This is a genomic window from Nonomuraea cypriaca (assembly GCF_015645445.1).
Lineage (GTDB): Bacteria > Actinomycetota > Actinomycetes > Streptosporangiales > Streptosporangiaceae > Nonomuraea > Nonomuraea cypriaca.
Genome location: NZ_JADOGI010000027.1, coordinates 43,625 through 68,827, shown reverse-complemented (window position 1 = coordinate 68,827; position 25,203 = coordinate 43,625). Strand labels below are relative to the sequence as shown.

The window sequence follows — 25,203 nt, the reverse complement described above, 5'->3', positions numbered from 1 at the left end:
CGAACCCCGCCTGACGACAGAGATCGTGGAGAGCCCGTTGCCGAGAGATCGGCACGGCGGGTTCGGCGAGCGGCCTGGGGAAACGGACCGAGAGCAATCCCGGCACCGCGCCCCAGGCCGACTCAACAGCGTCCAGTTCGAGCCGAGGGCGGCGTTGGCCTTGTTGAAGACCATCCTGGCGGCGTCGTACTCGAGCCGGCGGAACGGCCGGCGCAGAGTCCACCACAACGGATCGTCGGGTCCGGCAGGGACAAGGTCGCGGGTCTCCTGCTGATACAACCTCAACCACACGAACGCATCCGTCGAGGCGGGCAGCTGCTGCAGGGCGCGGCTGCCCTTGCGGATCACGCCGATCAGCTGGTCTTCGGGGGCGACGAGCCGGCGGGTCACACCCAGCAGCTCAGAGGCGCGGGCGCCGGTCGAGATATAGAAAGCGATCAACGCTCGGTCGCGGTGCGTCGTCAGCGCCGCGAACAGATCGTTGAACGCCCGGTCGGGGATGCTGCGCGGGATCCGCTTGGGCTCCTTGGGCTGGTACTCCGCCCGACGGGACGGCCGCCGGAACGGCTGCATCGGATTGTGGTGGGCGTTGAGGTCCTCCTCGCCGCTGCGGCTCTTGGGGAACGGGTTGACCAGCGGCCGGCCATGCATCTCACGGTGATACTCATAGAAGCTCCGCACCGCCGCTCTCGCGTGACGACGCGTGCGAGCCGCATACCGCTCACCCGGCGAAGCCTTGCCCGTGACCGGATTGACCGTTCCCGGCCTGGGCGCGTCCGGGCGGCGGCTCCGGGCTGGCTTCTTCACCATCTTCAGCCGCAGCGCGAAGTCCCGGGCCTCCGCCCGCCCCGCCAGATCCCATGCAACCCCGACCGCGGCCAGGAACCGGAACCATCCCAGAAGCTCATAGGCGTACGAGCGCAACGACGCCGGGCTCGCGTCGTCGGCGAGCATGTGATGCAGAAACTCGGTGACCGCAGCCACCTCCACGCCCTCGCCGTCGATCAACCGGAACGGCCTCAACGGCTCGCCCGTCTCCTCCACCCGGCCGGCCCGTGGCACCACCAGGGCCACCACATCCCGGATCTCCCCGTCCTTCTCTGCCACCACTACTACCTCCTCGAATCACTCCAGACTCGAGATGACAGCAGAACCCCGACCCCCGCGGAGAAGCCCGACAGAACCTCGACAGGAGCCCATGGTCACTGTCCGTCGACCTACTCGTTGACCAGGGGGAACCCTGCGGTATTTCGGTCAACGGGTCCTCCATACCGCGTTCATAGGCTTGGCGCAGCTGCCCGAGGTTGCCGAAGAACACGCGGCGGGCGAGCTGGTGGCGGGACTCTCCGGTGTTGAGCTGGGCGCCGATCATCCGCCGGTAGGACTCGACGTGGATGATCTGGAGCAGGTGCAGCGTCTTGAAAAGCCGGCCGTAGGCGGCGAACGCGTTGCCCAGACCGGTGAGCCGCCCGCCCGCAGTCATCATCTTGATCAGGTCATAGGCGCGGACCTTGTTCGTCGACAACGATCCGGCGACCCGGACCATGTCATCCCAGTACTGGACGATCGCAGGGACCGACACCCGCCGCAGTTGAAGCTCGTTGAACGCGCCCCACCCGTTGGAGCCCCGGTGGTCGCGGGTGATCTCGCCCTTCAGCATGGCGGCGTCGACCCACCACAGCTGGGTGTCGGTGATGTCGGCATGACGGGGCGCGAACTGGTAGCCGCAGATCGCGAACATGCCGTAGACGACGTCACTGTAAGAGCCGGTGTCGGTGGTGACGATGTCGGGCGGCTCGGTGGCGTCCAGACGGTGGATGGCGTCCAGGATGAACATCGAGTCCCGCATCGTCCCCGGCACCACCAGACCGCCGAGCCCCATCACCTTGTCCGACACGGTGTTCAGCCAGGTCGTGCCGCGCGGCCGCTTCCCGATCCCGAAGTACAGCGGAGACGGCCGCGAGTGCAGGGAACGGACGGGGACGACGAACCGCAACCCATCGGTGGAGGCGACCAGGCCGCCGCCCCAGACCGCGGTGATCTCGATGCCGGCCTGCTTGTCCACCAGGATCGCTGAGGCCTTCCCGATGCCCTCACCGTGGAAGTAGCCCTTCTCCACCCCGACCAGGCGGCTCTCGCCCAACGCGGCGGTGCCGGGCTTGGCGACCGGCGTCAGCCCGATGTTGCACGACCGCGCCACCAGCAACGCCGCCAGGCTCAGATCGAGGTCGTCGCGGCGCGCCTGCGACCCGGAGATGTGCGGCATCGCGTCCAAGAACCCCGTCCGGACGTTGACCTCCAAGATCAGCTCCGGGTAGTCGATCCGGGGCAGCATCCCCGCGACCGCGTCGTGGATCGCGGCGAAACCCTCGGGGTGCGGGGCCGCCTCCAACCGGGCCAGCGACAGCTTCCCGCCCGAGATCTTGGCCGCGTCGTTGCCCGCCAGGCCCGCCCCGACCTGCCGGAACGCGCCGTCCAGAAGGTCGGCGAGGTCGGCCAGGTGCTCGGCGGGATCCGCCGGGAGGCCGAGCGCGGCCAGCACCGTGTCCCGCTCCCGCACCCACAACCGGGGTTCGATCAGCTGGACGCGCGGATCGGCCCACTTGTCGGAGCCGACCGCGTACACGTCCCGGCGGCGCAGCGCGTCGTGCAGCAGCTCCAGCACGCAGAACACGTAGGCAGGCCGGTCGATCGCCGGGGCCTCCAGCTTCGGATCGGCGAACACCAGCCGACGCCACGACCCCGTCACCAGGCCCTCGAACCCCCGGATGTGCTCGGTGCCCGGCTTGCGGGCCGCGATCACCTCGGCAGGCCGCGCAGCGCGGCAAGGACCTCGGTGCCGGCCTCGGTCGCGCCCCAGGGGATCACCGCCGACAGCATGTCGATGAACGGCCTCACCGTCGCGTACCGGTCCACCAGCGACGCCCGCCATTCGGCGTCGCCGTCGTCGTCGCTGCCCGGCGGCGGCAACAGCTCGCGCACCGACTCCACCGCGGCGGCCAGATCCTCCCTGGACACCACCGTCTCGACCGCGGCCATCATCTCCGCCACCGACGCCGGCCCCTCACCCTCGGGCCGCTCCGCGAGGACGACCGCCCACGCCGCCGCCATGCGGGACGCCGCCGTCTTCAGCTTCGGGAAGGTCTAGCTTCTCCTTGTTGCTCGCCCGGGCCGCCCCCGACAGCAGCTTCGTCGACATCAGCAGGTCGAACAGCAGCAGCGCGTCATCCACCGACGACCGCTCCAACTGCCGGGCCGTCGCCACCAGCGTCGCGACCCGCCGCTCACCCTTCAAATTCTTGATCTTGGGGGCCTTGGCGTGCAGCCCGTAGGAGGCCAGCTCCGCCAGCTTCACCGGCGCGACCTCCGACAGATCCACCGCGCCCGTCCCCAGCCCCAGCACGCAGGAGGTGCGGTCCAGCGCGGCGACCATCCCCTTACCGGTCAGCTGCACCACCGGGGTACGCATCCACTCCAGCGTCGAGACCCGCTTGCCCCCCGGCACCTCCAGCGTGCCGATCAGCTCCCGCCGCGTGTGCACCGGCGTCGGCGCCACCACCGCCGCGTTGATCTCCTCCAGCGTCGACAACTGCACATCCCGCACCAGCCGCGCCAACGTCGTGATCCCCGGCAGCTGCACCCGCTTCTCGATCAGATGAAGCACCGCCCGGTCGAACAACTCCCGCCGCGAGTCCCGCGTCGTGGCCACCCGCGAGGCGACGAACCGCACGATCTCCTCTTCGGCCTCGGCGAACTCCCGGAACTTCAGCAACTTCCGGATCTCGCCGGTGTGCTCGTACTGCGTCTCACCCCGCTCGGCGTACTGCTTGATACACGACGGGTCGTCGATCCCCAATTGCTCGGCGACGTAGTCGACCACCGCCCACGGGACCTCGATCGGATCCTCCAGGAACGTCCCCAGCATCCGTACAGTGCCCCACTGAACGCTCCAGCCCAGCCGATTGTGCTTGCGCCGCTTCTTCCGAGCCTCCACTAGCCCCTGCTCATCAAGGAAGAAGAACTGCTCCAGTTCCTCGGGCGTCGGGTCGGCCACGAATGCCCCATAGCGCCGGACCTGCTCATCCGAGAGATAGTCAACAGCCACAGAACGCGACGCTATGGACGCAGACAGCTACTACTGGTCAGTACGCCCAAATCGAGATCAACCAAACGCCGATCAACCCCGCCCCTGCCGACCTGCGGATCCGTCCTTAACGTAGCTACCCGTCAGTAGAGTCCTGGGCCCCCGTGAACTTCGGGATGAAGTCCTCGGGGGCGGGGTGGTCCGGGAGCGCGGCCAGGTACGCGGCGTGCGCCTCGAGCGAGGCGACACCGCGGAGCAGCGTTCACCCGTGACCTCGACGCCATGGGTCGCGGAGCCGGCGAGCCCGGGGACGATGAACCAGCGCACGGAGTGCGGTTGGAGGTCCTCGTCGTCGACCTGCTCCGGGAAAACCCACCTGTTGCCCGCGTCGCGCACCGCGTCGAGCGTCGCGAGCCTGGCCGCGCGGTGGTCGGCCTGGTCGAAGCCGTAGGGCGTCTCGATCTCGTATCCGGTGCCGAGTACGACGTCGGGCTTGAACCGGCGGATCTCCCGGCAGATGTCCCGGCGCAGGTCGAGCCCGTAGACGAGCACACCGTCCGGATGTTCGAGGACGGTCAGGTGCTTGACGCCGACGACGGCGCAGGCGGCCTGCTGCTCGGCGACGCGCAGGCGAGCCGTCTCCTGGGGAGGGTTCGGCATGCCGGCCTCGCCGGGGGTGAGCAGGAGGTAACCGACCTCGATGCCGCGCGCGGTCCAGCGAGCGACGGCCGCGGACGTGCCGTATTCCATGTCGTCAGGGTGCGCGACGACGCAGAGCACGCGCTGGAAGGACTCCTCGGGGAGGGCAGGCAATGTCATGCTGGTCTTCTTTCCGTGTTGGGGGCTCGCCGTTCGCCGTTTTTGGGGTTCAGCCCACATCGGCTTCCGCACGGTTGAGAAGGCGCTGGCCTCGGTCTGGCCTGTGCCACGCAAGCCGCTACCGCCCCGGGCGTCGCGGCTGGACCACTTCAAGCCTTTGATCGATCAGATGCTGCGGGTGGACTTGGACGCACCCCGCAAGCAGCGGCACACCGCCAAGCGCATCTTCGACCGGCTGCTGGATGAACACGACGCATGCGAGGTGTCGTACGGGATGGTGGCCAAGGTGCTGGGCTTTTCCCGGGCCCGGGTGGCGAGCGAGCGGTGGGTGGCCTTCCGCAGTTGGGCAGGGATCGAGGCCTTCTATTGCCGCCCTGGCCTGGAGGGCGCGCACGAGAAGGGCGGCGTGGAGGGCCAGATCGGGTACTTCCGCAGAAACCATATGGTCCCCGGTGCCCGAAGTGAACTCGATGGCCGAGCTCAACGCGGCGATCGACGGCTGGGACCGGCAGGACGAGCGGCGCCGGATCCGGATGCTCACCCAGACCATCGGCGAACGGTTCGCGCAAGAGCAGCCGCTGCTGGCGCCGGTACCGGCCGAGCCGTTCGAGATCGGCCGGCTCCTCACACCGCGCGTCAGCCTGCACGGCACGATCACCGTGCGCACCAACCGCTATTCGGTGCCAGTCCGGTTGGCCGGCCATGAGGTGCGGGTGATGCTGTTCGCCTCGCACCTGGTCGTCTATCACAAGGGCATGGAGGTGGCCCGGCACGAACGGCTGATCGCCAAGTGCGGGTCCCGGTTGGAACTGGATCATTACCTGGAGGCCTTGGCGCACAAGCCCGGCGCGCTGCCCGGGGCGACCGCGTTGGAGCAGGCCCGACAGGCGGGCACCTTCACCAGCGCGCACGAGGCGTGGTGGGCCGCGGCGCGCAAGGCACACGGCGACGCGGCCGGCACCAGAGAGCTGATCGAGGTGCTGCTGTTGCATCGGCACATGACCCACACTCACGTGGTCGCCGGCATCGCCGCCGCGCTACAGGTGGGGGCGCTGAGCGCGGGCACGCTGGGCATCAAAGGTGGGCGGGTCATCTCGGAGGTCTGTGCCCGTTTGCTGCCGCTGCAGTTCGAGCACATCAACTTCCGTGGTTTTTCGGCTCCGTCACCGATCTGGGCGGAGCCCTTCGCGAACACAACCCGCCGCCGAAGAAGCCAGGCGGTAGGACCGAGGGTCCTGGCCTGCCATAGGGGCCCGCATTACCCGACCGGCCGTTTCCGGCGGGGACTTGACCTTGACCCTGCGTCAGGGGTTGAGCATCGGACCCATGACGAATTCAACGACATCGATGACGACGGCAGACGACGGATACGACCGATCGGTGCTGGAGGCCGACCTGAAGGCCATCCACGCGAAGGGAGTCCCCGGACTGCTCGCCGCCGTGCACACCGGCAGGGAACTGCAGACCGCTCGCGCCGGCGTGGCGGACCTCGCTTCCGATCGGCCGATCGCCTACGACAGCTACTTCCGGATGGGCAGCACGGCCAAGACGTTCACCGCCACCGTGGCACTCCAGCTTGTGGGCGAGGGACGGCTCTCGCTCGATGACACCGTCGAGGACTGGCTCCCGGGCATGGTCCGCGGCAACGGCAACGACGGCACCAAGATCACCGTCAAGCAGCTACTCCAGCAGACCAGCGGGCTGGCCGAGTACATGTACGACGTTCCGATCTGGACGGCGAAGGACTTCCTGGAACATCGGTACGACTCGTACACCTCGCAGCAGCTCGTGGCCATCGCCATGCGGCACGAGCCCAAATGGCTGCCCGGACCGGACGAGCGGCGCTGGAACTACTCCAACACCAACTACGTCCTGGCCGGGATGATCATTGAGAAGGTCACCGGCAACGAGCGATCGCGGGAGGTGATGGACCGGATCATCCGTCCCCTTGGGCTGGATCACACCTTCTCCCCCGGAGACGATCCGCGGCTTCCGGATCCCCATCCGATGGGCTATACGGAGTTTCCCGACAGCGCCGAGCCGGTGGAGACGACCGAGATGAACCCCACCCCGTTCGATGCCGCGGGCGATCTCATCACCACGGCGGCCGATCTCGTGCGGTTCTGGCAGGGACTGCTCGGCGGCGAGCTTCTCAAGCCCGCCCAGCTCGCGGCGATGAAGGAGACCATTCCCGCTGCCGAATGGGATCCTGTCTTCCCCGGCGCACGCTTCGGCCTGGGCATCGGTCAGTTCCAGTCCTCCTGCGGCACGTACTGGGGTCACGCCGGCAACACTCTCGGGCACTGCACCCACAGCGGCTTCACCGAGGACGGCAGACGCGGGATGGTCCTGCTCACGACGTTGTGGGTCTTCAACGAGAACGCGCTCCCCACCGAGAAACTCATCAATGACGCGATGGACCACTTGATGTGCGACACGAGATGATCTTTTCTGGGTACGCGGCGCGGCCGTACCCGGACACATGGGGGATTGCCTGCTGGCATTATCACAACGGACTGCCCGCTCCAGGTGGCGCGAGCAAGGAGGGAAGTACGGGTGCTCACCATCGGCCAGCTCGCCGCGCATGCCGGCGTGACCGTACGCGCTGTGCGCCACTATCACCATGTCGGCCTGCTGGCCGAACCCGAGCGGGATGCCTCCGGTTACCGCCAGTACGGCGCCGCGGCGGTCGTCGACCTGATGCGGATCAAGACCCTGGCCGATGCCGGGGTCCCGCTCGCCCGCATCGACGAGCTTCTGCACGCGGGACCGGAGCAGTTCGCCGCGGCCATCACCGAGATCGACCGTTCGCTCGCCAAGAAGATGGACCAGTTGCGCGAGCACCGCGAGCGGATCTCCGAGCTCGCCGCCGGAGACCGGCTGTTTCTGCCGGACAACGTCGTGCATCTCCTCGATCGCGAACGCGCCCTGGGGGTCGCTGAGGGCCTGGTGCGCCTGGAACGCGACGTCTGGATCATGTTAGTGGCGCAGACGCCCCAGGCCATCCCCCAATGGGTCGCCGCGAAGAACGCCGCACTCGACGATCCTGCATTCGTCCAGCTCTACCGGGCCATCTCCCACGCACTGGACTGGCCCCTCACCGATCCGCGGCTGCCCGAACTCGCCGAACAGATCACGGCCTGGCACACGCGCAACATCGATCGGCCCGGCCCCAACGCCGACACCCCGGTCGACCTGATGTTCTCCCACGTTCTGCAGTCGTCACCGACGCTACGGCGGTTGCTGGCACCCAGCGGCGCTGATTTTGCCGGCGAGTGGTAGCGGCGTTTGCCATCAGTCAGCGTGGACAGCGCTCCGGGGCCGATCGGGCTCGGAACGTCGGTGAGATGTAGCAGCACTCAAAGACTCGATTGCTCACCCAGCGTGCTGCCAGGTCAGTCCCGTAACCCTTGATGGTGGGGCACCTGCAACACGCCGAAGAGTGCCGGACACTTACCAAGGTGTCCGGCACTCTTCGCAAGGAGACTTTGTGACACATCAAGGTGCTGGGAGGGGCCGGGCCGCCGTCGCGGATCGAACTGATCGGCGTTCGGGCCCCAGTACGCGGGATCGCGGGAGGCCGCGCGGAGTCCGTATCCTCGGCTACGCCGACGATGCATCGTCGTCACCTTCGTGTTGCGCGGTGTGGTCCGCCGCGCCGGTCTGCAGGCCGTCCGCCAACACTGGCCCGGCAGCGCTGACGGCTTCGCCGCCCTCTGACGACTAGAGTGGCGGGTGATGGCGTCGTGGTGCGGACGGGCTCGTTGTGCTGGCTGGAGCTGTACACCACGGACGTGCAGGCCGCGGGGCGGTCCTATAAGGCGACGCTTGGCCTGGAGACCTTCGCCCTCGACTTCTACGGCGGCACCTACACGACGTTCAGCCCCGCCGGGCAAGGGGAGGACGCCATGTTCGGCGGGGTCGTCGACCTTGTCGACGACCCCGCGGAGGCGGACAGCCCCGCGTACTGGCTGCCGTACTTTGAGGTCACCGACACGGATGCCACGGTCGCGAAGGCGCAGGAACTGGGCGGCACGGTCCGCATGCCCGCCACGGACCTGCCGGGCGTCGGCCGCGTCGCCAAGTTCATTGACCCGTACGGGGCACGCTTCGCGGTGACTACGGGCGCGTCGGCCTAGCCGCCCGACTTTCCGGAGCACTGCGGCGATGGTGGAGCGGAGTGACGTTAGGTTCGGGCAGTTCCAGCTGCTCCCGCAGTTCCTGGTTCTCCAGGGTGAGCTGGTGGACGGCCCGGACCAGGGCGGGGACGCGACTCGCCAACGTCGCGGCCCAAGGTCTTGCGAGCGCAGGTCGACGGGAAAGACGGATACGTCCTGCTTCCCGACCAGGACGGCCCCGAAGGGGCGATCTACTTCTCCTCCTGGCAGGGCGGCCTCACCCGGTGGGTGTCGGAACTGTCTCTCATAGTCGGCCAGACCCCGCCGGAGGACCTGCCGACCCTGGACGAATACCTCCAGGCGCCCTGACCACCTACCCACGACGCCACGAGGACCCGATGGGCCGCACCATCGCCTACGCGCGGGTCTCCACCCGCGATCAAAACCCCAAGCTCCAGCTCGACGCCCTGGCCGCCGACGGCTACGACGTCCTGTTCCAGGAGAAGATCTCCAGCCGTCTGCGCGGGAACCGTCCCGAATTCGCCGCCGCCCTGGCCGCGCTACGCCCCGGCGACACGTTGAAGTTCTGGAAGTCCGACCGATGGGGCCGCTCAGCCGCACACGTGCTGACCGTGGTGACCGAGCTGCGCGAGCGCGGCGTCAAGGTCGTCTCCCTCACCGAGAACTTCGACCTGGACACCAAAGAAGGCCGCTTCATGTTCGCGGTCCTGGCCGCGGCCGCCGAGTATGAGCTGGAACTGCGCGCCGAGCGTCAGGCCGAGGGAATCGCCGCCGCCAAACGCCGCGAAGCCACCGGCGCCATGCTGCCCGGCAAGAAGAAGACCGGCCGGCCGCGCGCGATCGGCCCCGCCGAACTGGCCACGCTGCGCCGCCTGGTCGACGACGGTGTCAGCGTCACCGAAGCCGCCCGCACCTTGAAGATCGGCCGCTCCACCGCCTACGAGGCCCTGGCGGATGCGCACACTCCGGAGTCCACACCTTGGCGATGGCTTCGGCGCCGGGTTTGACGTAGCGCATGGCGGTGCGGGGGTTCTTGTGCCGGGTTTTGCCCATGATGAGCTGCAGAGAGACTTCGGCGTCGCCGAGGTGGGTGGCGGCGCTGTGGCGCAGCTGGTGCAGGTCGAGCCCGGCGTATTGGTCGAGCAGGACGCGGGCACGGTCGTAGCCGAGGCGGGCGCGGCCGGTGTGCGGGCAGATGTCGGCGGCCGTCGGGCGGCGAGCGGGGACGGGACGCCGCTCGGACAGGAACAGCGGACCATGCGTGTGTGAGGTGCCGTCGGGAAGGCGGAGTAGCCGGGGCAGCAGGTGGGCGGTGCCGCTGTCCCAGTACACCCACTCGATGGCACCGCCCTTGGAGCGGACGGGGGCGCGCCGGTGCTCCAGGTCGAGGTCCTCGACGTTCAGCGCCAGGATCTCCGCGGCCCGGGCTGCAGCCCGCGCAAGCTCGACGAGGGTGGGGGTGCATGGACGGGCTCAGATGTGCAGGGTGGGCCGGTAGATGAGCTCTTGGGTGTGGCCGTCGAGTGTCCGGCTCTCGATCAGCTCGAGGTCGAAGTCGGCGCCGCCCTGGAAGATCGGGTCTGTTCCGGTCTGACCGGTGATCACGGGGAAGATGGTCACCTGGACGCGGTCGACCAGGCCGGCGGCCATCAGCGTGCGGTTCAGCGACAGGCTGCCGTGCGAGCGCAACGGCACCTGGGACTCCTTCTTGAGCCGGGCGACGATGTCGACGGGGTCGCCGCTCACGACGGTCGCGTCCGGCCAGTCGAGGGGATCTTGCAGTGTGGTCGACACCACCGATGTCGGCATGCTCATCATCCGGGTGGCCCAGGGGTCGCCCACCCCGGACTCCTCGGTGCTCGAGGCCAGCAACTGCACGTGCGCCCGATAGGTGTTGGCCCCGAGGACCATCCGCTGCTCCTGGTCGTACAGGGCGAGGCGGCGGTCGAGGAATTCGGGGCCTTGCTTGCCCCAGTAGCCGCCCCAATCGCCGCTGCTGTTATAGGAGCCGAAGCCGTCGAGGGTGGTGAAGACATCGAAGGTGTAGGTGGCGGTCATGGTGTTCTCCTTGAGTAAGGTTGATCAGGTGTGAAGAAACAGACTGGGACCGACGTGTCGCCCTGACTGGTTGTCTTGGAACTCGACGTGCGGAGCGACGCGGGCGACGGGGCCGGCCGAACGAGTGGTCGTCGTGGTCGGCGACATCACCTGCTGGAGATGAGTTCGGCCAGGTGGTGCAGCGAGTTGATGAGGTGGTCGGGGCCGAAGGGCGGGAGCTGGATGTACTCCCGTCTGAACTGCGGCACCGCCGACCAGTCGTAGGTGAGCGTGACCTCGGTCTCGGACGGGCTGAGCGGTGCGAGGTCGTAGCGCCAGAGCCAGCCGCCGAGCTCCAGCTGGCCGTCGTCCTTCTCCACCCCGGTCAGCCAGCCGATGGCGTGCGGCGCCCGGAACACCTCGACCTTGTTGACCACCCGGTAGTCACCGTCCGGATGGTCGGCGTGGTGCATGTCCATCCGGAAGATCTGCCCTGCCCCGGTCAAAGGCGCCTGGTTGACGGCTTCCTGCACCCAGCCGGTGCCGTCGATCGCCGCATGGCTGGTCGGGTCCGCCAGCACCGCGAACACCCTCGCGGCGGGCACGGCGAAAGTCAGGGTGGCGCTCACGCTCTCCCGCTCCATGGTGTGCACGTTCGTTGTCATCTCATACTCCTTGTCGGGCTCGTCGCGTCTGCAGGAAGGTTCGTTCGGTGTCGTTGGTGGCCAGGGTGATGGCCTCGTCGTAGGCGGCGACGGCTTCGGCGGTACGGCCCAGGCGGACCAGCAGGTCGGCGCGGGTGGCGGGCAGCAGGTGGTAGCCCGGCAGGTCCAGTTCTTCGATGGTGGCCAGCGCCTGGGCCGGTCCGTGTACCTCGGCGACGGCGACCGCGGTTGAGTGCCACGATCGGGGTCGGGGACTGGTGCAGCAACTGGTCGTACAGCGCCAGCACCTGCGCCCAGTCGGTGGCCGGCCCGTCGGTGTGCACGGCGTTGATCGCGGCCTGCAGCTGGTACGGGCCCGGCTGGTTACGGCGCAGGCAGCGGCGTACTAGCTCGTGTCCTTCGGCGATCAGCTCGCGGTTCCACAGCGAGCGGTCTTGCTCGGCGAGCACCACCAGCTCGCCCGCGGGTCCCACCCGCGCGGGCCGGCGGGCTTCGGTGAGCAGGAGCAGCGCCAGCAGCCCGATCACCTCTGGCTCATCGGGCATCAGCTCGGCCAGCGTCCTGGCCAGCCGGACGGCTTCCAGGCACAGGTCGGTGCGCATCAGCTGGCCCGTCGTGGCGGTGTAGCCCTCGTTGAAGACCAGATACAGCACGGTCAGTACGCATGTCAGCCGGTCGGGCAATTCGGCGGCGCCCGGCACCCGGTAGGGGATGCCGGCGTCGCGGATCTTCTTCTTCGCGCGGACGATCCGCTGGAAGACGGTCGTCTCGGGCACCAGGTAGGCCCGGGCGATCTCGGCCACCTCCAGCCCGCCGAGCAGCCGCAGAGTCACCGCGGGCTGCGACAGCGGCGACAGCGCCGGGTGGCAGCAGGTGAAGATCATGCGGAGCTGGTCGTCACGCACCGGTCCCACCTCCTGTGGTTCGTCGACTTGGTGCAGCAGCAGCGCCTGGGCGTGGCGGGCCTCGCGGGTGGATTCCCGGCGCAGGCGGTCGATCGCCCGGTTGCGGGCGGTGGTCACGATCCACGCGCCGGGATTGGGCGGCGGCTCCTCGTCCCATTTCTGCACGGCCACCGCGAACGCGTCCTGCACGAACTCCTCGGCCAGGCCGATGTCACCGAGCAGGCGCGTCAGCGTGGCCACCCACCGGCCGTACTCGGCCCGGTAGATGCCGTCCAGATCCACCGATGCTCACTTCCACTGCGCGTCTTCGAACGGGCGCACCTCGATCGGGAACCCGCAGGCCAGCGCGCACCTCTCGCCCCAGGACAGCGCCTGGTCCAGGTCGTCGCACTGGATCACCCAGAACCCGCCGAGCTGTTCCTTGGTCTCGGGGTACGGGCCGTCGGTCATCGTGGTCATGCCGTTGCCGGGGCGGACGACCGTGGTGGCGTGCGAGCCCAGCAGGCCGCCGACGAACACCCAGCAACCGGCGGACCGCATGTCGGCGGTCACCTGCTCCGTCCTGGCCCGCTGCTCCCGCAGGTCCTCCTCGGACGGCCACGGCGCGCTCTCGTCGAACTGGACGGCCAGTAGGTACTTCTTCACGGGCGAACTCCTTGCTAAGGGATCAGGCGGACAGGCGGCGGGCGATGGACGGGATGACGATTGCGGAGGCGACCACGTGCGTCATCATCAGCAGCACCTTCGTGGCCACCGACGCGCCGATGAGCACATCCGGTACCAGGGATAACGCGGTGAGCGCAAGCGTGGCGCGAACGAACGCCGTGCGCGGCCGGCGAGCCCAGCGAGCCAAACCTGTGGCCGGCACCAGGCCCGCCACGGAGAAGATCAGGGTCAGCATGACGAACTCGGAAACCGGGATCGGCGCACCGTTGGCAACGAGGCTGATCCCGGCGAACTCACCCGCCGCGGCGACGGCCGCGGCGGCCGACCCGCCGGTGATCAGCAATGTGGCGGACATTGTGGCCCTCCCGTGAGGGACGACCGGCCCGTTGCCGGCCTCTCACCCTGGCTACGAACGGGCTCGACGCCACTCGACATCACCGCAGAAAAATCTTGAAGACGTACTCGCCCCGGCAACGTCCGAGGCGAGTAAGGCCAACTCGTCACGAGCGATCCGGCAGCATCTGCGAACCGGGCCCATCACCGCCGTAACGCGTGCTGGTGACGCAGTGGCCGCAACGCCTCGCCCCAGGCGATCACCTGATCCAGCAGGGTGGCGAGCGCGTTCTCCTGCTGGGCCGCCGACGTGAAGACGCTGTAGTTCTCGAAGTCGGTGAGCAGCGAGAGCGCGACCTGGGTGCGCACATCCGCGATCTGGAGAGCTCCGGCTGGTCGAAGGTGCCGGATGGCTGACCGGCGGTATGACCGAGATCGCTCCGGAGGCGTACGTTGCCCCACGGCGCGGGCTCTGTCGTGTGTGCCGGTTTATGCCTCGGTGGCCCATGCGGCGTCGGGTACCGGGTCGGTCTCTTGGTCCTTGTTCGTGGTGTCGTCATTGCTGCCGCGCGAGTTGTGCACGGGCCTGAACGCCCGGATGGCGAGTACGGCCAGGCCGGCGTAGAGGATGGCGCTGACGATGCCCACCACGTGCATGCCGGAGGTGAACGCGTCGCGGGCCGCGGCCAGCAGGTCGCCGCTCTGCGCGGCGGGCAGCTGACCGGCCGCGGCGACCGCGCGGTCGATACTTTCCCGGGCGGCGTCCGCCGCGTCGGGTGGTATCGCGCCGAGCGCGCCCTCCACGTTGCTCCGGTACACCGCAGTGCCGAGTGTGGCGAGCGTGGCGATGCCGAGCCCGAGCCCGAATTCGGCGGTCGTCTGGACGATCGACGCCCCGGAGCCGGCCTTGTCCGGCGACACCTCCCCCATGGCGAGGTGGTTGCACAGCGCGGCCAACGGCGCGGTGCCGAGCATGACGACACACATCGCGATGAAGATCACCATAGGGCCGGACGTCGAGCCGGCCAGCGTGAAGATCAAGTAGCCGGCACCCGCGACCAGCAGTCCGCCCGCGATCAGGTACGCCGGACGGATGCGGTTGGCCAGCGGTGGGGTGCTCAGATTGCCGATGATCATCAGCACGTTGGGGACCGTCAAGAGCAGGCCGGCCGCCAGCGGGGTGAGGCCGGTGACGTTCTGCAGGTACAGCGTGACGAGCAGGAGGGTGCCGGTGCCTACCACGGCGGTCACGAACATCAGGGTCAGCGCGGAGCGGAACGTGCGGTTGGCGACCATCCGCAGGTCGAGCAGCGGGTGCTCCAGGTGCCGCTGCCGGTGGACGAACACCACCCCTACCGCGATACCGGAGACCAGCGCCACGGCGGGTAGCCACTCCCAGCCGTTGCGAACCAGCTCCTTGAGCCCGTAGACGAACGGCAAGATCGCCGCGAGGGACAGCACGACGCTGACCGGGTCGAGCCTGCCGGCCCGCGGTGCACGCTGGTCAGGGAGCAGAAAGGGGCCAAACACCAGCAACAGCACGATCCCCGGCACGGCCACCAGGAACACCGAACCCCACCAGAAATACTCCAGCAGCACCCCACCGACGAGCGGGCCGAGCGTCGCCCCGCCCATGAAACAGGTCAGATAGATGGCCAGGGCGCGGCTGCGCTGCTTCTGGTCGGTGAACATACCGGTGACCAGGGCCAGCACCGACGGCATCACCGCCGCACCCGCCACACCGAGCAGTGCACGGCTGGCGATGAGCATCTGCGGGCTGGTGGAAAACGCCGCGGCCACCGAGGCGATGCCGAACACGGCGCCGCCGATGAGCAAGAGATTCTTCCGGCCGATCCGGTCACCGATGGTGCCCATGGTCACCAGAAAGCCCGCGATCAGCAAGCCGTAGATGTCCACGATCCACAGCTGCTGGATGCCGCTCGGCGCGAGATCGGCGCTCAGATGCGGAACGCCCAGGTACAGCACGGAGAAATCCATCGAGACGAGAAACGTGGGCAAGCCGAGCACAGCCAGCCCCACCCATTCCCGCCGCCCGGCCCCGGGCCTCGTGTTCGCAGTGGTCACAACCTGATCCTTCGGTAGGGCGACCGGCGCGTCGCCGGCCTCTCACCCTGGCTACGAACGGGCTCGACGCCACTCGACACCGCCACAGAAAATCTTGAAGACGTCCTCCCTGAGCCTGCCGACCAGGCCGAGCGGTGCGAAAGCCGGTCACGAAACCGGAGTGCACTGATGTCATCAGGAGAAGCGGGCGGGTCGGCCAGGAAGCACCCCAGGTAGCGAACGGTCACGAGCTGAAGGGCGAAGCCGCAACGGATGTGCCGGCCGCGATGTCGAGAAAGAAGATCTTCTCCATCTCGGCCCGGGTGGGCGGACCGTCGTAACGGCCGTACTTCGCCGCTTCTGAGTCGCTCAGGAAGTCGACGGGCATGCACGCAACGTATGACCCATCAGACACAGCGTTATCAGAGCAATACAACCGTTACCAAGAGCTACCTATCGTGACAGTAGGTAGATCAAGGTCGCACTGTGAAACCGAACGGAATCCGGCGCGGGCCACGTTCGGAGGCGGGGAAAGGCTCGGCTCGCTGACCAGCGGGAACCCCGTTAACGCCGGATTCCGTTCCAAATCTCTCTGACCCCCGACTCCCATGACCGCCACTCCCGCCAGCCCGGACCCGACCATGGAAGCCATCGGCCAAGCCGTCACCGAAGGCCGAGCCGGTGACGTCACTTCCGCCCGTCGGAAGCTCCTGGGCCTGCTTCTACCCGTCCCTGCGCCTCAACCTTGCTGACGACTACCGCCGCCTGGGGTCCTTCGAAGCCGCGGCCGAGGCCCAGCACGGCGGACGGAGTCAGCCGTGGCGGGTCTGTGCGCTGGTGGCGTCGGTCCGCGGGGCGGTCCGTGACGCGTCGGGGAGGTCCGGCTGTCCGCTCGACGAGCGTGGCCGGGAGGGCCACCAGTTCGCGCGGCCGAGCAGTTGCATCGTGGCGGGCACGACGATCGAGCGGACCAGGGTGGCGTCGATCACCACGGAGAGCGTGAGCCCGACCCCGATGGTTATCAGGAACAGCGAGGTCGCGGTGAAGCCCATCGTGGCCAGGACGATGACCATCAGCAGCCCGGCCCGGGTGATGAGGGAACCGGTGCTGCGCATGCCCACGATGATCGCGCGCCGGTTGTCGCCGGCGGCCATGTACTCCTCGTTGACGCGACTCACCAGGAACATCTCGTAGTCGGTCACCAGGCCGAAGGCGATCGTGATGATGAGCCCCAGGGCCCATACGTCGGTGGTGCCCACCACATAGAAGTCCATCAGGCCGGCCAGGCCGCCCTCCTGGAATCCCCAGACGATGATGCCGCAGGAGGCCGCCAGGGAGAGGAAGGCGACGGCGACGGCCTTGATCGGTACGAGCACGGACCGGAACGCGAGGAAGAGCAGGACCAGGGTCGACAGGCCGATGAAGGTCAGCGCCCACGGCAACGCCCCCATCGTCGCGTCGCTGTTGTCGAGGCTGACCGCCGGTGTGCCGGGACCGCCGACGAGGACCTCGGTGGCACCGGCCGGGGGTTCGAGTGCCCTGATGTCCCGGACCAGTTTCAGGTTCTCCGCGTCGTCGACCTCGCCATGGAAGGCGACGGTCGCCCAGGTCAGCTCGGCGTCGGCGAGATGGATGTCGGCCGTCCCCGCGCCTTGGATGCCTTCGATGGACCGCAGGTAGTCGTCGAGGGCGGCCCGCTCCACGGGGCCGGCGATGGCGATGTCCATCCGCGTGCGGCCCGGGCCGTCCTGTGGGAAGTCCTCCGCCATCATCCTGGGGACCACCTGGCCCTCGTTGTCGGCCGGCAGGTACCGGTGGTTGGTGAGGCCCTGCTCCAGCGAGAGCAGCGGGGCGGCGGCGACCAGCAGCGCCAGCAGGCCACTGGCCAGCCATGGCAGCGGCCGGCGGGTGACGGACGTGGCCAGCCACTTCCACGCCTGGTTCTCCCGGGCCGGGCCGGCGGCGTGGCCAGGGGAGGCGCAGCGCGTTGATCCGGGGGCCGAGCGCCGCCAGTACGGCGGGCAGCACGACGAGCGCGGCGAGGAGGTCGAAGAGGACGACCGCGATGCCGCCGAAGCCGAACGAATGGGAGATCGGCTGCGGGAAGAACATCAGCCCGCAGAGTCCGATGACGACGGTCAGCCCAAAGAAGGCGACCGTGTGCCCGGCCGTGTTCATCGTCGCCACCAGCGACTGCCTCACGTCGCCGTCTCTGCGCGCGAGTTCCTCGCGGAACCGGCTGACCATGAAGAGCCCGTAGTCGATGGCGAGGCCCAGACCGAGCAGCGTGGCGATCTCCATGGCGAAGATCGAGATGTCCGTGACGTATGTCAGGCCGCGCAGCACCACCAGCGAGCCGAGGATGGCCACGATCCCCAGGGCGAGGGGGATGGCGGCGGCCGCCACGCCCCGGAAGATGAACAGCAGCAGGATCAGCAGGATCGGCAGCGAGATCATGTTGGCGGTGGCCAGGTTCTCGGTGGCGAGCCGCTGGAGGTGGAACACACTGGTGGAGCCGCCGGCGATGTGGGTCTCCAGGCCCTCAGCGCGTACCTGCTGCTCGATCTCGCCGTACGACTCGAGGCGCTCTTGGGTGTCCGCGCCGCCCAGGATGATCGTCGCCAAGGTCGCATGGCCGTCCTTCGAGACGTACCCTGAGCGCTGTTCCTCGGTGAGCCCCGGGCTCCAGTAGCTGGTCCAGGAGACGACCTCGGACTCCGGCAGGCTGCTGAGCGCCGCCGCCACCGCCTCCTTGAAGGCCGGGTCGTCCACCGACAGCCTGCCGGTGGGGTCACTGTAGATCGCCACCGCGTCCGCCTGCGCCGGCCGGTGCCCGAAGTGGCCCTCCAGGAGTTCGTTGGCCCGCTTCGATTCCGCATGGGGAGGCTCTAACCCACCGGTGTCCAAGGCACCGAAGACCCCGCTGCCCCAGACGCCGGCGAGCACCACGAACAGGGCGGCCGCGATCAACAATGCGCGCCTGCGCGCATAGGCGAAATGCCCCAACCACGAGAACATGGCGATGCCTCCCGAGTAGTCACATGTGAACGAAGCGGATCCGAGGCGGTTCTGATCAACGGCTCGACGGACAACGTCGCTCCGGCCCCAGGGCCAGCTAAGGTTGACGGCGTCAACCTAAGCGCCGGAGGTGGACAATGTCAACCTCCGCCGTTCCGCGCGGTATAGTCGGAACGTGCCTCCGCATACACGCGAACTGCTCATTGCCGCGGCGGCCGACCTCCTCGACGCGGGTGGGCCGGAGTCCGTCACTCTGCGAGAGGTCAGCCACCGCGCCGGCGTATCCCACAACGCCCCGTACAAGCACTTCGCCAACAAGGAGGCCCTGCTCGCCGGCGTCGCCGCGGAGGAGCTGACGAAGCTGAGCGATGCGGTGGCCGCCCTGCGGAAAGGCGACCTGCCCGATCAGGAGGTGCTCCGCGCGGCCCTGCTGGCGTACGTCGCCTGGGCGCTGGCCTATCCGGCCCGCTTCCAGTTGGTCTTCGGCGTCTGGTCCGTCCCCTTCGAGGACCTGGTCGCCGCCGCGGAGTCCAGCCGGAGCACGCTGCTGGCCATCGTCGGGGCCGCGCAGCGGGCCGGGGAGCTCCCGCGGGGCGACACCGAACGGATGACGTCGCTGCTGCAGGCCGTGATCCACGGCGCCATCAACCTGACGGTGACCGGGCACCTCGCGATCGGCGGCAAGGGAAACGCCGACGCTGACTGCCTCGTCGACGACCTCCTGCGCTACCTGCACGCCTCGGCGGCGATCGTCCCCTCCGACTGACCCCCCTCTGCCCCGCCCGGCTAGCGATCTTTGGTGATGAGCTCGTCGGTGACCCACCGTGCGACGTTGGCGGGGCAGGGCGCCGGCAGTCCGAAGACGATGTGCCGGAAGCCGGCCAGGGGATGGCTGGGGCGTGAGCCGACGCCGATGCCGAACTCGAGCCGTCCGCCGGAGACGATGTCGACGGTCGTGGCGATCTTGGCCAGCATCGCGGGCGGTCGGAACCGGTTACTGCTCACCAGCACGCCGAGCCGCAGTCGCCGGGTCTGGGCGGCGAGGGCGGAGAGCAGCGTCCACCCTTCGTACGCGGGTCCGCCCGGATCGCCGCCGATCGGCATGAGGTGATCGAACAGCCATGCGTGCTCGGCCCGCGTCCGGAGGCATCCCGGGGGGCCGCTTGTCTGTGTCGCGCACCGGCCCCGCCCGCGCCCTGCGCTGCGGGAACCGGTGTCTGCGGCGGGACTGGCCTACTTGCTCTGCAGCTTCCCCAGCGGCTGGGGGTCTTCCTCCAGTGCGGAGCGCGCCGCCCGCCAGCTGGTGTCCTCGGGGTAGAGGGCGCTGCGCAGGTAGGCCCAGGTCAGCTGCTGGACCAGAGCGACGCGTTCGGGGCTCTCGTCCGTCGTTTCCGCGACCTCGTATCCGGGGACGCCGCCCAGCGCGTGCTCTGCCCCGAACAGCGTGAGCAGGCTCTTGCTCCCCGGACTGAGGAAGTAGGGGTCGGTGAACCAGTCCGGCCCCCGAGTGGACAGCGCGGACCGGTCATGGTCCCCGGCGACGATGAGAGCCGGCGTGGCCATGTCGTCGAAGGACGGGTTCATGAAGGGCAGGCTCTCGGCCGCGAGTGGTGTCAGGTCGTCGCCCCGGCCGGGCAGGGCGAGCAGCACACCCGCCTTGACACGGGGGTCGGACATGTCCTCCCCGGGAACGCCGCCGGAGTCGAGGACTCGCGCGCCCAGCAGCGTGCTCGCCGTCTGGGCTCCCCAGGAGTGGCCGGCCACAGCGACGCGGCCGCGGTCGAGGCGTCCCCTGAGTCCAGGCACGGAAGCTTCCAGGACGTCGAGCTCGTCGAGGACGCGCTTGAGGTCCTCGACGCGGAAGCGCCAGATCCGCGGTGTACGGGGGTCGTCGGCGGGGAGGCCGAGTGTCCTCGAGTCGAGGTGGGTGGGCTGCAGGACGACGAAGCCGTGGGCGGCCCAGAAGTCCGCCAGCGGGGCGTAGCCGTTCATCGACCAGCCGAAGCCGTGCGAGAAGACGATGATGGGCAGGTCGCCGCCGGTGGCGGGCGCGGACACGCGGACTTGGAGGTCCTCGCCGCGATCCGGGGCGGACAGGACGACCGGCTTCGCGGACACGACCGTGGTGGGCGCAGTCACGAACCTCTGCGTGTTCGCGACGTTCGAGTTGGGCATAGAAGTGCCTTCGTTCAGTTCATCGTGTGGTGGCCCGGCGGGTCAGCCGGGCCGTGGCTTGGTTGGCGGACCCCTGCTCTGGCATCATGAGGAAACGGGACACCGTCCCGTTTGACGATACGGAACCTTGTCCCGTTTAGCAAGCCCGGTACCGGAGGGAACGGCGTGATGAACGACAGCGACCGGGGCGCAGGGCAGGCAGCCCGGCCCAAGAGGGCCGACGCCCGGCGCAACGAGAAGACCCTGCTCGACGCGGCCGCCGCGATCTTCGTCACGTCAGGCGTGGAAGCGCCGATACGCGACATCGCGGCCAAGGCCGGCGTCGGGACGGCCACGATCTACCGCCACTTCCCGACGCGAGCGGATCTCATCATCGCCGTCTACCGGCACCAGGTCGAGGCCTGCGCCGAGGCGGGTCCGGCCCTGCTGGCGACCAGCGAGACTCCCCACGCCGCACTAAGGCGATGGATCAACCTCTTCGTCGACTTCCTGGTCACCAAGCACGGTCTCGCCGCCGCGCTGCAGTCCGACGACGCCGGCTTCGACGCGCTGCACGCCTACTTCCTCGACCGGCTCGTGCCCGTGTGCGCACAGTTGCTCGACGCCGCAGCCCGTTCCGGCGAGATCCGCTCCGACGTGGAGGCGCTCGAGCTCATGCACGGCGTCGGGAACCTCTGCATAGGCGCGGAGAACAATCCCCACTACGACGCACGCCGGCTCGTCGAACTCCTCATCGCAGGACTGCGCCTACCGCACCAGGAATGAGCAGAGGTCGGATGGCTCAGGAAGCGGGGTCGCCGGCGCGGTGACCCCACGCTCGCGGTTGGTCGCCGGGGGTCTTCACAGCAGGTCGTAAGAAATCACTACTCCCCGCGATGTAGGAGGACCGATCGTACTTCCCAGGTGCCAGGCGCAGGAGTCTCCCTGGGCCTGATGACCGCTGACCGGCCCGGATACCACGATGTCGGGCATGCACACGATCCGAGTCAAGGGCGGGTTCCGCAACGTGAGCCCGGAGATGGTCACTCTCGCCGCGGTGGCCGTCGTGCAGTTCATGGTGTCGCTTGACCTGTCGGTCGTGAACGTCGGACTCCCGCAGATCGCTGCCGGCCTCGGCTTCAGCGCGGTGGGCCTGACCTGGGTGATCCACGCCTACGCCCTCACCTTCGGCGGGCTGCTCCTGCTGGGTGGCAAGGCCGCCGACCGGTACGGTCGCAAGCGGGTCCTGCTGCTCGGGCTCGGCCTGTTCGGCCTCGCCTCACTCCTCGGCGGCTTCGCCCAGGAACCCGGCCATCTGGTAGCCGCCCGTGCCGCACAGGGCATCGGGGCGGCCGCGCTGGCGCTGCTGGCCGTGACGTTCCCCACGGGCAGGGCCCGCGTCCGGGCCTCGGAGTATGGAGCGCGATGAACGCCGCCGGGGGCGCCCTCGGTGTCCTGATCGGCGGCCTGCTCACCGAGTACGCGAGCTGGCGCTGGGTGATGTTCGTGAACGTGCCGATGGCCGCCTGCGCGCTGGCCCTGACCTGGCGGATTGCCGCCGGCCCGCCCCCGGTTCGCGGTGGCCGCCCGGACGTCCTCGGCGCCGTCCTGGCCACGGCGGGCATGACGCTGCTGGTGTTCGGCATCGTCCGCACCGACCAGTATGCGTGGACCTCGCCGATCACCGTGACGACCCTGGCGGTCGCCGCCGTGCTGCTGACCGCGTTCATCCACGTCGAGCGGACCACCGCCCGCGAACCGCTGATCCGGCTCGGCCTGTTCGCCAACCGTTCGGTCGCCGGCGCGAACGCCTACACCCTCCTGGTCGGGGCAGCCATCGCCACGGCCTTCTACTTCGTGTCCCTCTACCTGCAACAGGTGCTCGGGATCGGGCCGGCCCTGACCGGGATCATGTTCCTGCCGCTCGCCCTCGGCGTGGTCGCCGGCTCCGTCCTCATCGCCCTCACCGTCCTGCGCCGGGCCAGCCCGCCATCACGGGCTGAGCAGCGCCATGACCGGCAATCCACCACCAGTTGAAAGATCACCACAGGAAGGTCGTGCCGGCATGACCGCTACCCCGATCGATCTCTTCGCGTCCTTTCTCCACCTCCACCAAGGCGGCGAGATCCACGCAGGGAAGAGACCGATGGACTCCGACCAGGACGGCTGGCAGCTGACGGCCTTCCATGCGAAGACCGGCGCCGACGTCCACGCCGACCACTGGGAAGTCCACCCCGAGGCAGAGGAGATCGTGTCCTGCCTCATCGGGAAGATACGCCTCTACCTCCGTCCGGAGCGGCCGGGACAACAGGAGGAAGAGATCAGGCTGATCGCCGGAACCGCCGCCATCGTCCCGCGCGGGCGATGGCACCGCATCGAGCTGGACATCCCCAGCAACATCATGGCCGTCACCCTGCCGCGTGGCAGCCGGCTGGAGAAGCGAACAGAAGCCTAGGCCCTGTGCCTGCCCACGACGAGATCGACGAAGACGGGAGAGCGATGACGACGACCGACCTCGCGCAGGCGGGGGAGCAGTCCACCCCACCACCGGATGCCGATCCCGCGGCGGGACAGAGCATGGCAGAGCTGCTGCGCCCGCACGGATGGAGTTTCGCCGCCGTTGTCATCCTGCAGCTGATCGGCGCCGTCGCGGGTCTGGCGCCGCTGCTGGCGGTCGTCGAACTGGGCCGCGTTCTGTTGTCGCCCGGCCCCATTGATCAGGGTCATGTCTGGTTCGTGGTGATCGCGGGTGCGGCCGGCTTGTTCGTACGACTGCTGTTCACGGCCGCGTCGTCCGGACTCGGGCACATTCTCGACGGTCAGGTGCAACTGTCGTTCCGCCGGCAACTGGCCGCACGGCTGGGGCGCGTACCGATTGGCTGGTTCTCCCGGCGCCGGACCGGCGAGCTGGCGAAGGTGGTGGGGGAGGACGTGAGCGCCGTCCACCCGTTCATCGCCCACACCCCCGGCGAGCTCGTCTCCGCATTCGTGGTGCCGCTGGTGTCGCTGGTCTACCTGTTCACCATCGACTGGCGGCTCACGCTGATCACGCTGATCCCGGTGGTGCTGGCAGTGGCGCTGGTCCCCCTGATGATGGCCCCGACCCGGCTGCTCGAGCAGGAGGAGTTCGATGCGGCCATGGGACGGATCGCGAGTTCCGTCGTCGAGTTCGTCCAGGGCATCTCGGTGGTCAAGGCGTTCGGCGGGTCCGAGCGCGCCCACCGCAGGTTCCGCACGGCCGCGGACGATTTCGTCGGCATCTTCTCCCGGTGGGTACGTGGCATGTCCCCGATCGCCGCCGGGATGCAGCTGGCGCTGTCGCCGCCGTTCGTGCTGCTGGTCGTGCTGATCGGCGGTGCGGCTCTGATCACGACCGGTGGCATGGCGCCGGCCGGCCTGCTGCCCTTCCTGCTGCTCGGCCTGGGCCTGACCGCACCGGTGGCGGCCCTCGGCCACGGCTTCGACGATATCCAGGCCGCCGGTCGCGCGGTCGGACGGATCAGGGACGTGCTCGGGGTGCGGTCGCTACCGGAGCCCGCGCACCCGGTCACACCGCAGGGTCATCGGGTGGAGCTGCGTGACGTCCGATTCGGTTACGAAGCCGATCACGAAGTGCTGCGCGGGATCGACCTGGTGCTCGAGCCGGGGACGATCACCGCGATCGTCGGGCCGTCGGGCAGCGGCAAGTCCACGCTGGTTCAGCTGTTGCCGCGGTTCTTCGACCCGACCCACGGTTCGGTCGTCCTGGGCGGTGTCGATCTGCGCGAGATCGACAGCCGGGAGCTCTACCGGATGGTCTCCTTCGTCTTCCAGGACGTTCGCCTGCTGCGCGCGTCGGTCGCGGACAACATCGCGCTGGCGGTACCGCACGCCGATCCCGATGACGTGGTTCGCGCCGCCCGGCTGGCGAATGTTCACGATCGAATCCTGGAGCTGCCGCGCGGATACGAAACGGTGATCGGTGAAGACGCCGGACTGTCGGGTGGCGAGGCACAGCGGATCTCGCTCGCCCGCGCACTGCTCGCCAACACACCCATCCTGGTGCTCGACGAGGCGACCTCCTTCGCCGACCCGCAGACCGAACAGGCGGTCCGGCGGGCCCTGGCGACGCTGGAGGGCGATCGGACGATCCTGGTCATCGCCCATCGCCTGGAGACGGTCGCCGACGCCGACACCGTCGCGGTGCTGGAGAACGGGTCGATCGTCGAACGTGGCAGGCCCGCCGAGCTGCTGGAACAGAACGGAAAGTTCGCCGAGTTCTGGCAGTCCCACCGATCGGCGATCGATGGCGTACCGCAAGGAGAGGAGCTCCGATGATT

General features: G+C 68.7%; 30 protein-coding genes and 2 pseudogenes. 13 read left to right on the top strand and 19 right to left on the bottom strand.

What is annotated here, in order from left to right; genetic code table 11:
• The 5 genes from ITP53_RS12015 to ITP53_RS11995 all read right to left on the bottom strand — a co-directional run.
• On the bottom strand, positions 1 to 1,008 hold a 1,008-nt coding region (locus ITP53_RS12015; protein ID WP_195895428.1), incomplete at its 3' end, for a site-specific integrase.
• Positions 905 to 2,803, bottom strand: a complete 1,899-nt coding sequence (locus ITP53_RS12010) for a Tn3 family transposase (protein ID WP_195895427.1) — start codon at positions 2,801 to 2,803, stop codon at positions 905 to 907. The genes ITP53_RS12015 and ITP53_RS12010, both read right to left, overlap by 104 nt.
• Positions 2,800 to 3,111, bottom strand: coding sequence for a hypothetical protein (locus tag ITP53_RS12005; RefSeq protein ID WP_195895426.1), 312 nt, complete (start codon positions 3,109 to 3,111; stop codon positions 2,800 to 2,802). Before ITP53_RS12005 ends, ITP53_RS12010 begins: the two co-directional genes overlap by 4 nt.
• On the bottom strand, positions 3,065 to 4,105 hold the full coding sequence (locus tag ITP53_RS12000; protein ID WP_195895425.1) for a DUF4158 domain-containing protein: 1,041 nt from the start codon (positions 4,103 to 4,105) through the stop codon (positions 3,065 to 3,067). Before ITP53_RS12000 ends, ITP53_RS12005 begins: the two co-directional genes overlap by 47 nt.
• 72 nt (positions 4,106 to 4,177) lie before the next feature.
• On the bottom strand, positions 4,178 to 4,903 hold the full coding sequence (locus ITP53_RS11995) for a PIG-L deacetylase family protein (RefSeq protein WP_207755868.1): 726 nt from the start codon (positions 4,901 to 4,903) through the stop codon (positions 4,178 to 4,180).
• A gap of 242 nt (positions 4,904 to 5,145) precedes the next feature.
• Between ITP53_RS11995 and ITP53_RS61025 the strand changes: the two are divergent.
• The 6 genes and pseudogenes from ITP53_RS61025 to ITP53_RS11970 form a co-directional block, all read left to right on the top strand.
• A pseudogene (locus ITP53_RS61025) lies at positions 5,146 to 5,682 on the top strand (Mu transposase domain-containing protein); the annotation flags it as partial.
• Positions 5,683 to 6,229: 547 nt separating this feature from the next.
• Positions 6,230 to 7,348 (top strand): serine hydrolase domain-containing protein, encoded by a 1,119-nt coding sequence (locus tag ITP53_RS11990; RefSeq protein ID WP_328814373.1) that lies wholly within the window; start codon positions 6,230 to 6,232, stop codon positions 7,346 to 7,348.
• 111 nt (positions 7,349 to 7,459) lie between these two features.
• Positions 7,460 to 8,185 carry a MerR family transcriptional regulator gene (locus ITP53_RS11985; RefSeq protein WP_195895423.1) on the top strand — a complete coding sequence of 242 codons (726 nt, stop codon included), beginning with the start codon at positions 7,460 to 7,462 and terminating at the stop codon, positions 8,183 to 8,185.
• 446 nt (positions 8,186 to 8,631) lie between these two features.
• Positions 8,632 to 9,042 carry a VOC family protein gene (locus tag ITP53_RS11980; RefSeq protein WP_207755867.1) on the top strand — a complete coding sequence of 137 codons (411 nt, stop codon included), beginning with the start codon at positions 8,632 to 8,634 and terminating at the stop codon, positions 9,040 to 9,042.
• Positions 9,043 to 9,201: 159 nt separating this feature from the next.
• On the top strand, positions 9,202 to 9,390 hold the full coding sequence (locus ITP53_RS11975) for a hypothetical protein (RefSeq protein ID WP_195895422.1): 189 nt from the start codon (positions 9,202 to 9,204) through the stop codon (positions 9,388 to 9,390).
• A gap of 29 nt (positions 9,391 to 9,419) precedes the next feature.
• Complete coding sequence (locus tag ITP53_RS11970; RefSeq protein WP_195895421.1) at positions 9,420 to 10,049, top strand: recombinase family protein; 630 nt, start codon at positions 9,420 to 9,422, stop codon at positions 10,047 to 10,049.
• Here the strand turns inward: ITP53_RS11970 and ITP53_RS11965 are convergent.
• The 11 genes from ITP53_RS11965 to ITP53_RS57290 form a co-directional block, all read right to left on the bottom strand.
• Positions 9,937 to 10,425 carry a tyrosine-type recombinase/integrase gene (locus ITP53_RS11965; protein WP_236050736.1) on the bottom strand — a complete coding sequence of 163 codons (489 nt, stop codon included), beginning with the start codon at positions 10,423 to 10,425 and terminating at the stop codon, positions 9,937 to 9,939. The genes ITP53_RS11970 and ITP53_RS11965 overlap by 113 nt on opposite strands.
• A 90-nt stretch (positions 10,426 to 10,515) precedes the next feature.
• Complete coding sequence (locus ITP53_RS11960) at positions 10,516 to 11,100, bottom strand: dihydrofolate reductase family protein (protein ID WP_195895420.1); 585 nt, start codon at positions 11,098 to 11,100, stop codon at positions 10,516 to 10,518.
• Between the two features lie 146 nt (positions 11,101 to 11,246).
• Entirely contained in the window at positions 11,247 to 11,744 is a 498-nt protein-coding gene (locus tag ITP53_RS11955) for an SRPBCC family protein (protein ID WP_207755866.1), read from the bottom strand.
• On the bottom strand, positions 11,741 to 12,931 hold the full coding sequence (locus ITP53_RS11950) for an RNA polymerase sigma factor (RefSeq protein ID WP_328814372.1): 1,191 nt from the start codon (positions 12,929 to 12,931) through the stop codon (positions 11,741 to 11,743). Before ITP53_RS11950 ends, ITP53_RS11955 begins: the two co-directional genes overlap by 4 nt.
• Positions 12,932 to 12,937: 6 nt before the next feature.
• Positions 12,938 to 13,294 carry a YciI family protein gene (locus tag ITP53_RS11945; RefSeq protein WP_195895419.1) on the bottom strand — a complete coding sequence of 119 codons (357 nt, stop codon included), beginning with the start codon at positions 13,292 to 13,294 and terminating at the stop codon, positions 12,938 to 12,940.
• Between the two features lie 22 nt (positions 13,295 to 13,316).
• Positions 13,317 to 13,658 (bottom strand): DUF6069 family protein, encoded by a 342-nt coding sequence (locus ITP53_RS11940; RefSeq protein WP_195895418.1) that lies wholly within the window; start codon positions 13,656 to 13,658, stop codon positions 13,317 to 13,319.
• A gap of 194 nt (positions 13,659 to 13,852) precedes the next feature.
• Positions 13,853 to 14,017 carry a hypothetical protein gene (locus tag ITP53_RS11935; RefSeq protein WP_195895417.1) on the bottom strand — a complete coding sequence of 55 codons (165 nt, stop codon included), beginning with the start codon at positions 14,015 to 14,017 and terminating at the stop codon, positions 13,853 to 13,855.
• A 120-nt stretch (positions 14,018 to 14,137) separates the two neighbouring features.
• On the bottom strand, positions 14,138 to 15,733 hold the full coding sequence (locus ITP53_RS11930; RefSeq protein ID WP_207755865.1) for an MFS transporter: 1,596 nt from the start codon (positions 15,731 to 15,733) through the stop codon (positions 14,138 to 14,140).
• Positions 15,730 to 15,987: a hypothetical protein gene (locus tag ITP53_RS61020; protein WP_407941225.1), complete on the bottom strand. Its 258-nt coding sequence runs from the start codon at positions 15,985 to 15,987 to the stop codon at positions 15,730 to 15,732. Before ITP53_RS61020 ends, ITP53_RS11930 begins: the two co-directional genes overlap by 4 nt.
• A complete protein-coding gene (locus ITP53_RS57295; protein ID WP_236050726.1) occupies positions 15,957 to 16,100 on the bottom strand; it encodes a hypothetical protein in 144 nt (47 codons plus the stop codon). Before ITP53_RS57295 ends, ITP53_RS61020 begins: the two co-directional genes overlap by 31 nt.
• Positions 16,101 to 16,524: 424 nt before the next feature.
• Positions 16,525 to 17,496, bottom strand: a complete 972-nt coding sequence (locus ITP53_RS57290; RefSeq protein WP_195895415.1) for an MMPL family transporter — start codon at positions 17,494 to 17,496, stop codon at positions 16,525 to 16,527.
• Between the two features lie 124 nt (positions 17,497 to 17,620).
• Between ITP53_RS57290 and ITP53_RS57285 the strand changes: the two genes are divergently transcribed.
• A complete protein-coding gene (locus ITP53_RS57285) occupies positions 17,621 to 18,370 on the top strand; it encodes a hypothetical protein (RefSeq protein WP_236050725.1) in 750 nt (249 codons plus the stop codon).
• Here ITP53_RS57285 and ITP53_RS57280 read toward each other — a convergent pair.
• Positions 18,362 to 18,730: pseudogene (locus ITP53_RS57280) on the bottom strand (MMPL family transporter); the annotation flags it as partial. The gene ITP53_RS57285 and the pseudogene ITP53_RS57280 overlap by 9 nt on opposite strands.
• A 175-nt stretch (positions 18,731 to 18,905) precedes the next feature.
• On the opposite strand from ITP53_RS57280, the gene ITP53_RS11910 reads away from it, so the two are divergent.
• Positions 18,906 to 19,496, top strand: coding sequence for a TetR/AcrR family transcriptional regulator (locus tag ITP53_RS11910; protein ID WP_195895414.1), 591 nt, complete (start codon positions 18,906 to 18,908; stop codon positions 19,494 to 19,496).
• A gap of 20 nt (positions 19,497 to 19,516) precedes the next feature.
• Here ITP53_RS11910 and ITP53_RS11905 read toward each other — a convergent pair whose 3' ends face one another.
• Both ITP53_RS11905 and ITP53_RS11900 read right to left on the bottom strand, forming a co-directional pair.
• Entirely contained in the window at positions 19,517 to 19,849 is a 333-nt protein-coding gene (locus ITP53_RS11905) for an LLM class flavin-dependent oxidoreductase (protein WP_268961014.1), read from the bottom strand.
• 114 nt (positions 19,850 to 19,963) lie between these two features.
• The gene (locus ITP53_RS11900) at positions 19,964 to 20,905 is read right to left on the bottom strand and encodes an alpha/beta hydrolase family protein (RefSeq protein WP_195895413.1); all 942 of its coding nucleotides are present in this window, start codon (positions 20,903 to 20,905) and stop codon (positions 19,964 to 19,966) included.
• 168 nt (positions 20,906 to 21,073) lie between these two features.
• Between ITP53_RS11900 and ITP53_RS11895 the strand changes: the two genes are divergently transcribed.
• The 5 genes from ITP53_RS11895 (at position 21,074) to ITP53_RS11880 (ending at position 25,201) form a co-directional block, all read left to right on the top strand.
• A complete protein-coding gene (locus ITP53_RS11895) occupies positions 21,074 to 21,670 on the top strand; it encodes a TetR/AcrR family transcriptional regulator (protein ID WP_195895412.1) in 597 nt (198 codons plus the stop codon).
• Positions 21,671 to 21,875: 205 nt separating this feature from the next.
• Positions 21,876 to 22,313 (top strand): MFS transporter, encoded by a 438-nt coding sequence (locus ITP53_RS59165; protein WP_268961013.1) that lies wholly within the window; start codon positions 21,876 to 21,878, stop codon positions 22,311 to 22,313.
• Positions 22,310 to 22,921, top strand: a complete 612-nt coding sequence (locus ITP53_RS59160) for an MFS transporter (protein ID WP_268961012.1) — start codon at positions 22,310 to 22,312, stop codon at positions 22,919 to 22,921. The genes ITP53_RS59165 and ITP53_RS59160 overlap by 4 nt, the downstream gene beginning before the upstream one ends.
• 109 nt (positions 22,922 to 23,030) lie before the next feature.
• Positions 23,031 to 23,339, top strand: coding sequence for a cupin (locus ITP53_RS11885; RefSeq protein ID WP_236050723.1), 309 nt, complete (start codon positions 23,031 to 23,033; stop codon positions 23,337 to 23,339).
• A 44-nt stretch (positions 23,340 to 23,383) separates the two neighbouring features.
• Positions 23,384 to 25,201, top strand: coding sequence for an ABC transporter ATP-binding protein (locus tag ITP53_RS11880; protein WP_195895410.1), 1,818 nt, complete (start codon positions 23,384 to 23,386; stop codon positions 25,199 to 25,201).
• The last annotated feature ends 2 nt before the right edge of the window (positions 25,202 to 25,203 follow it).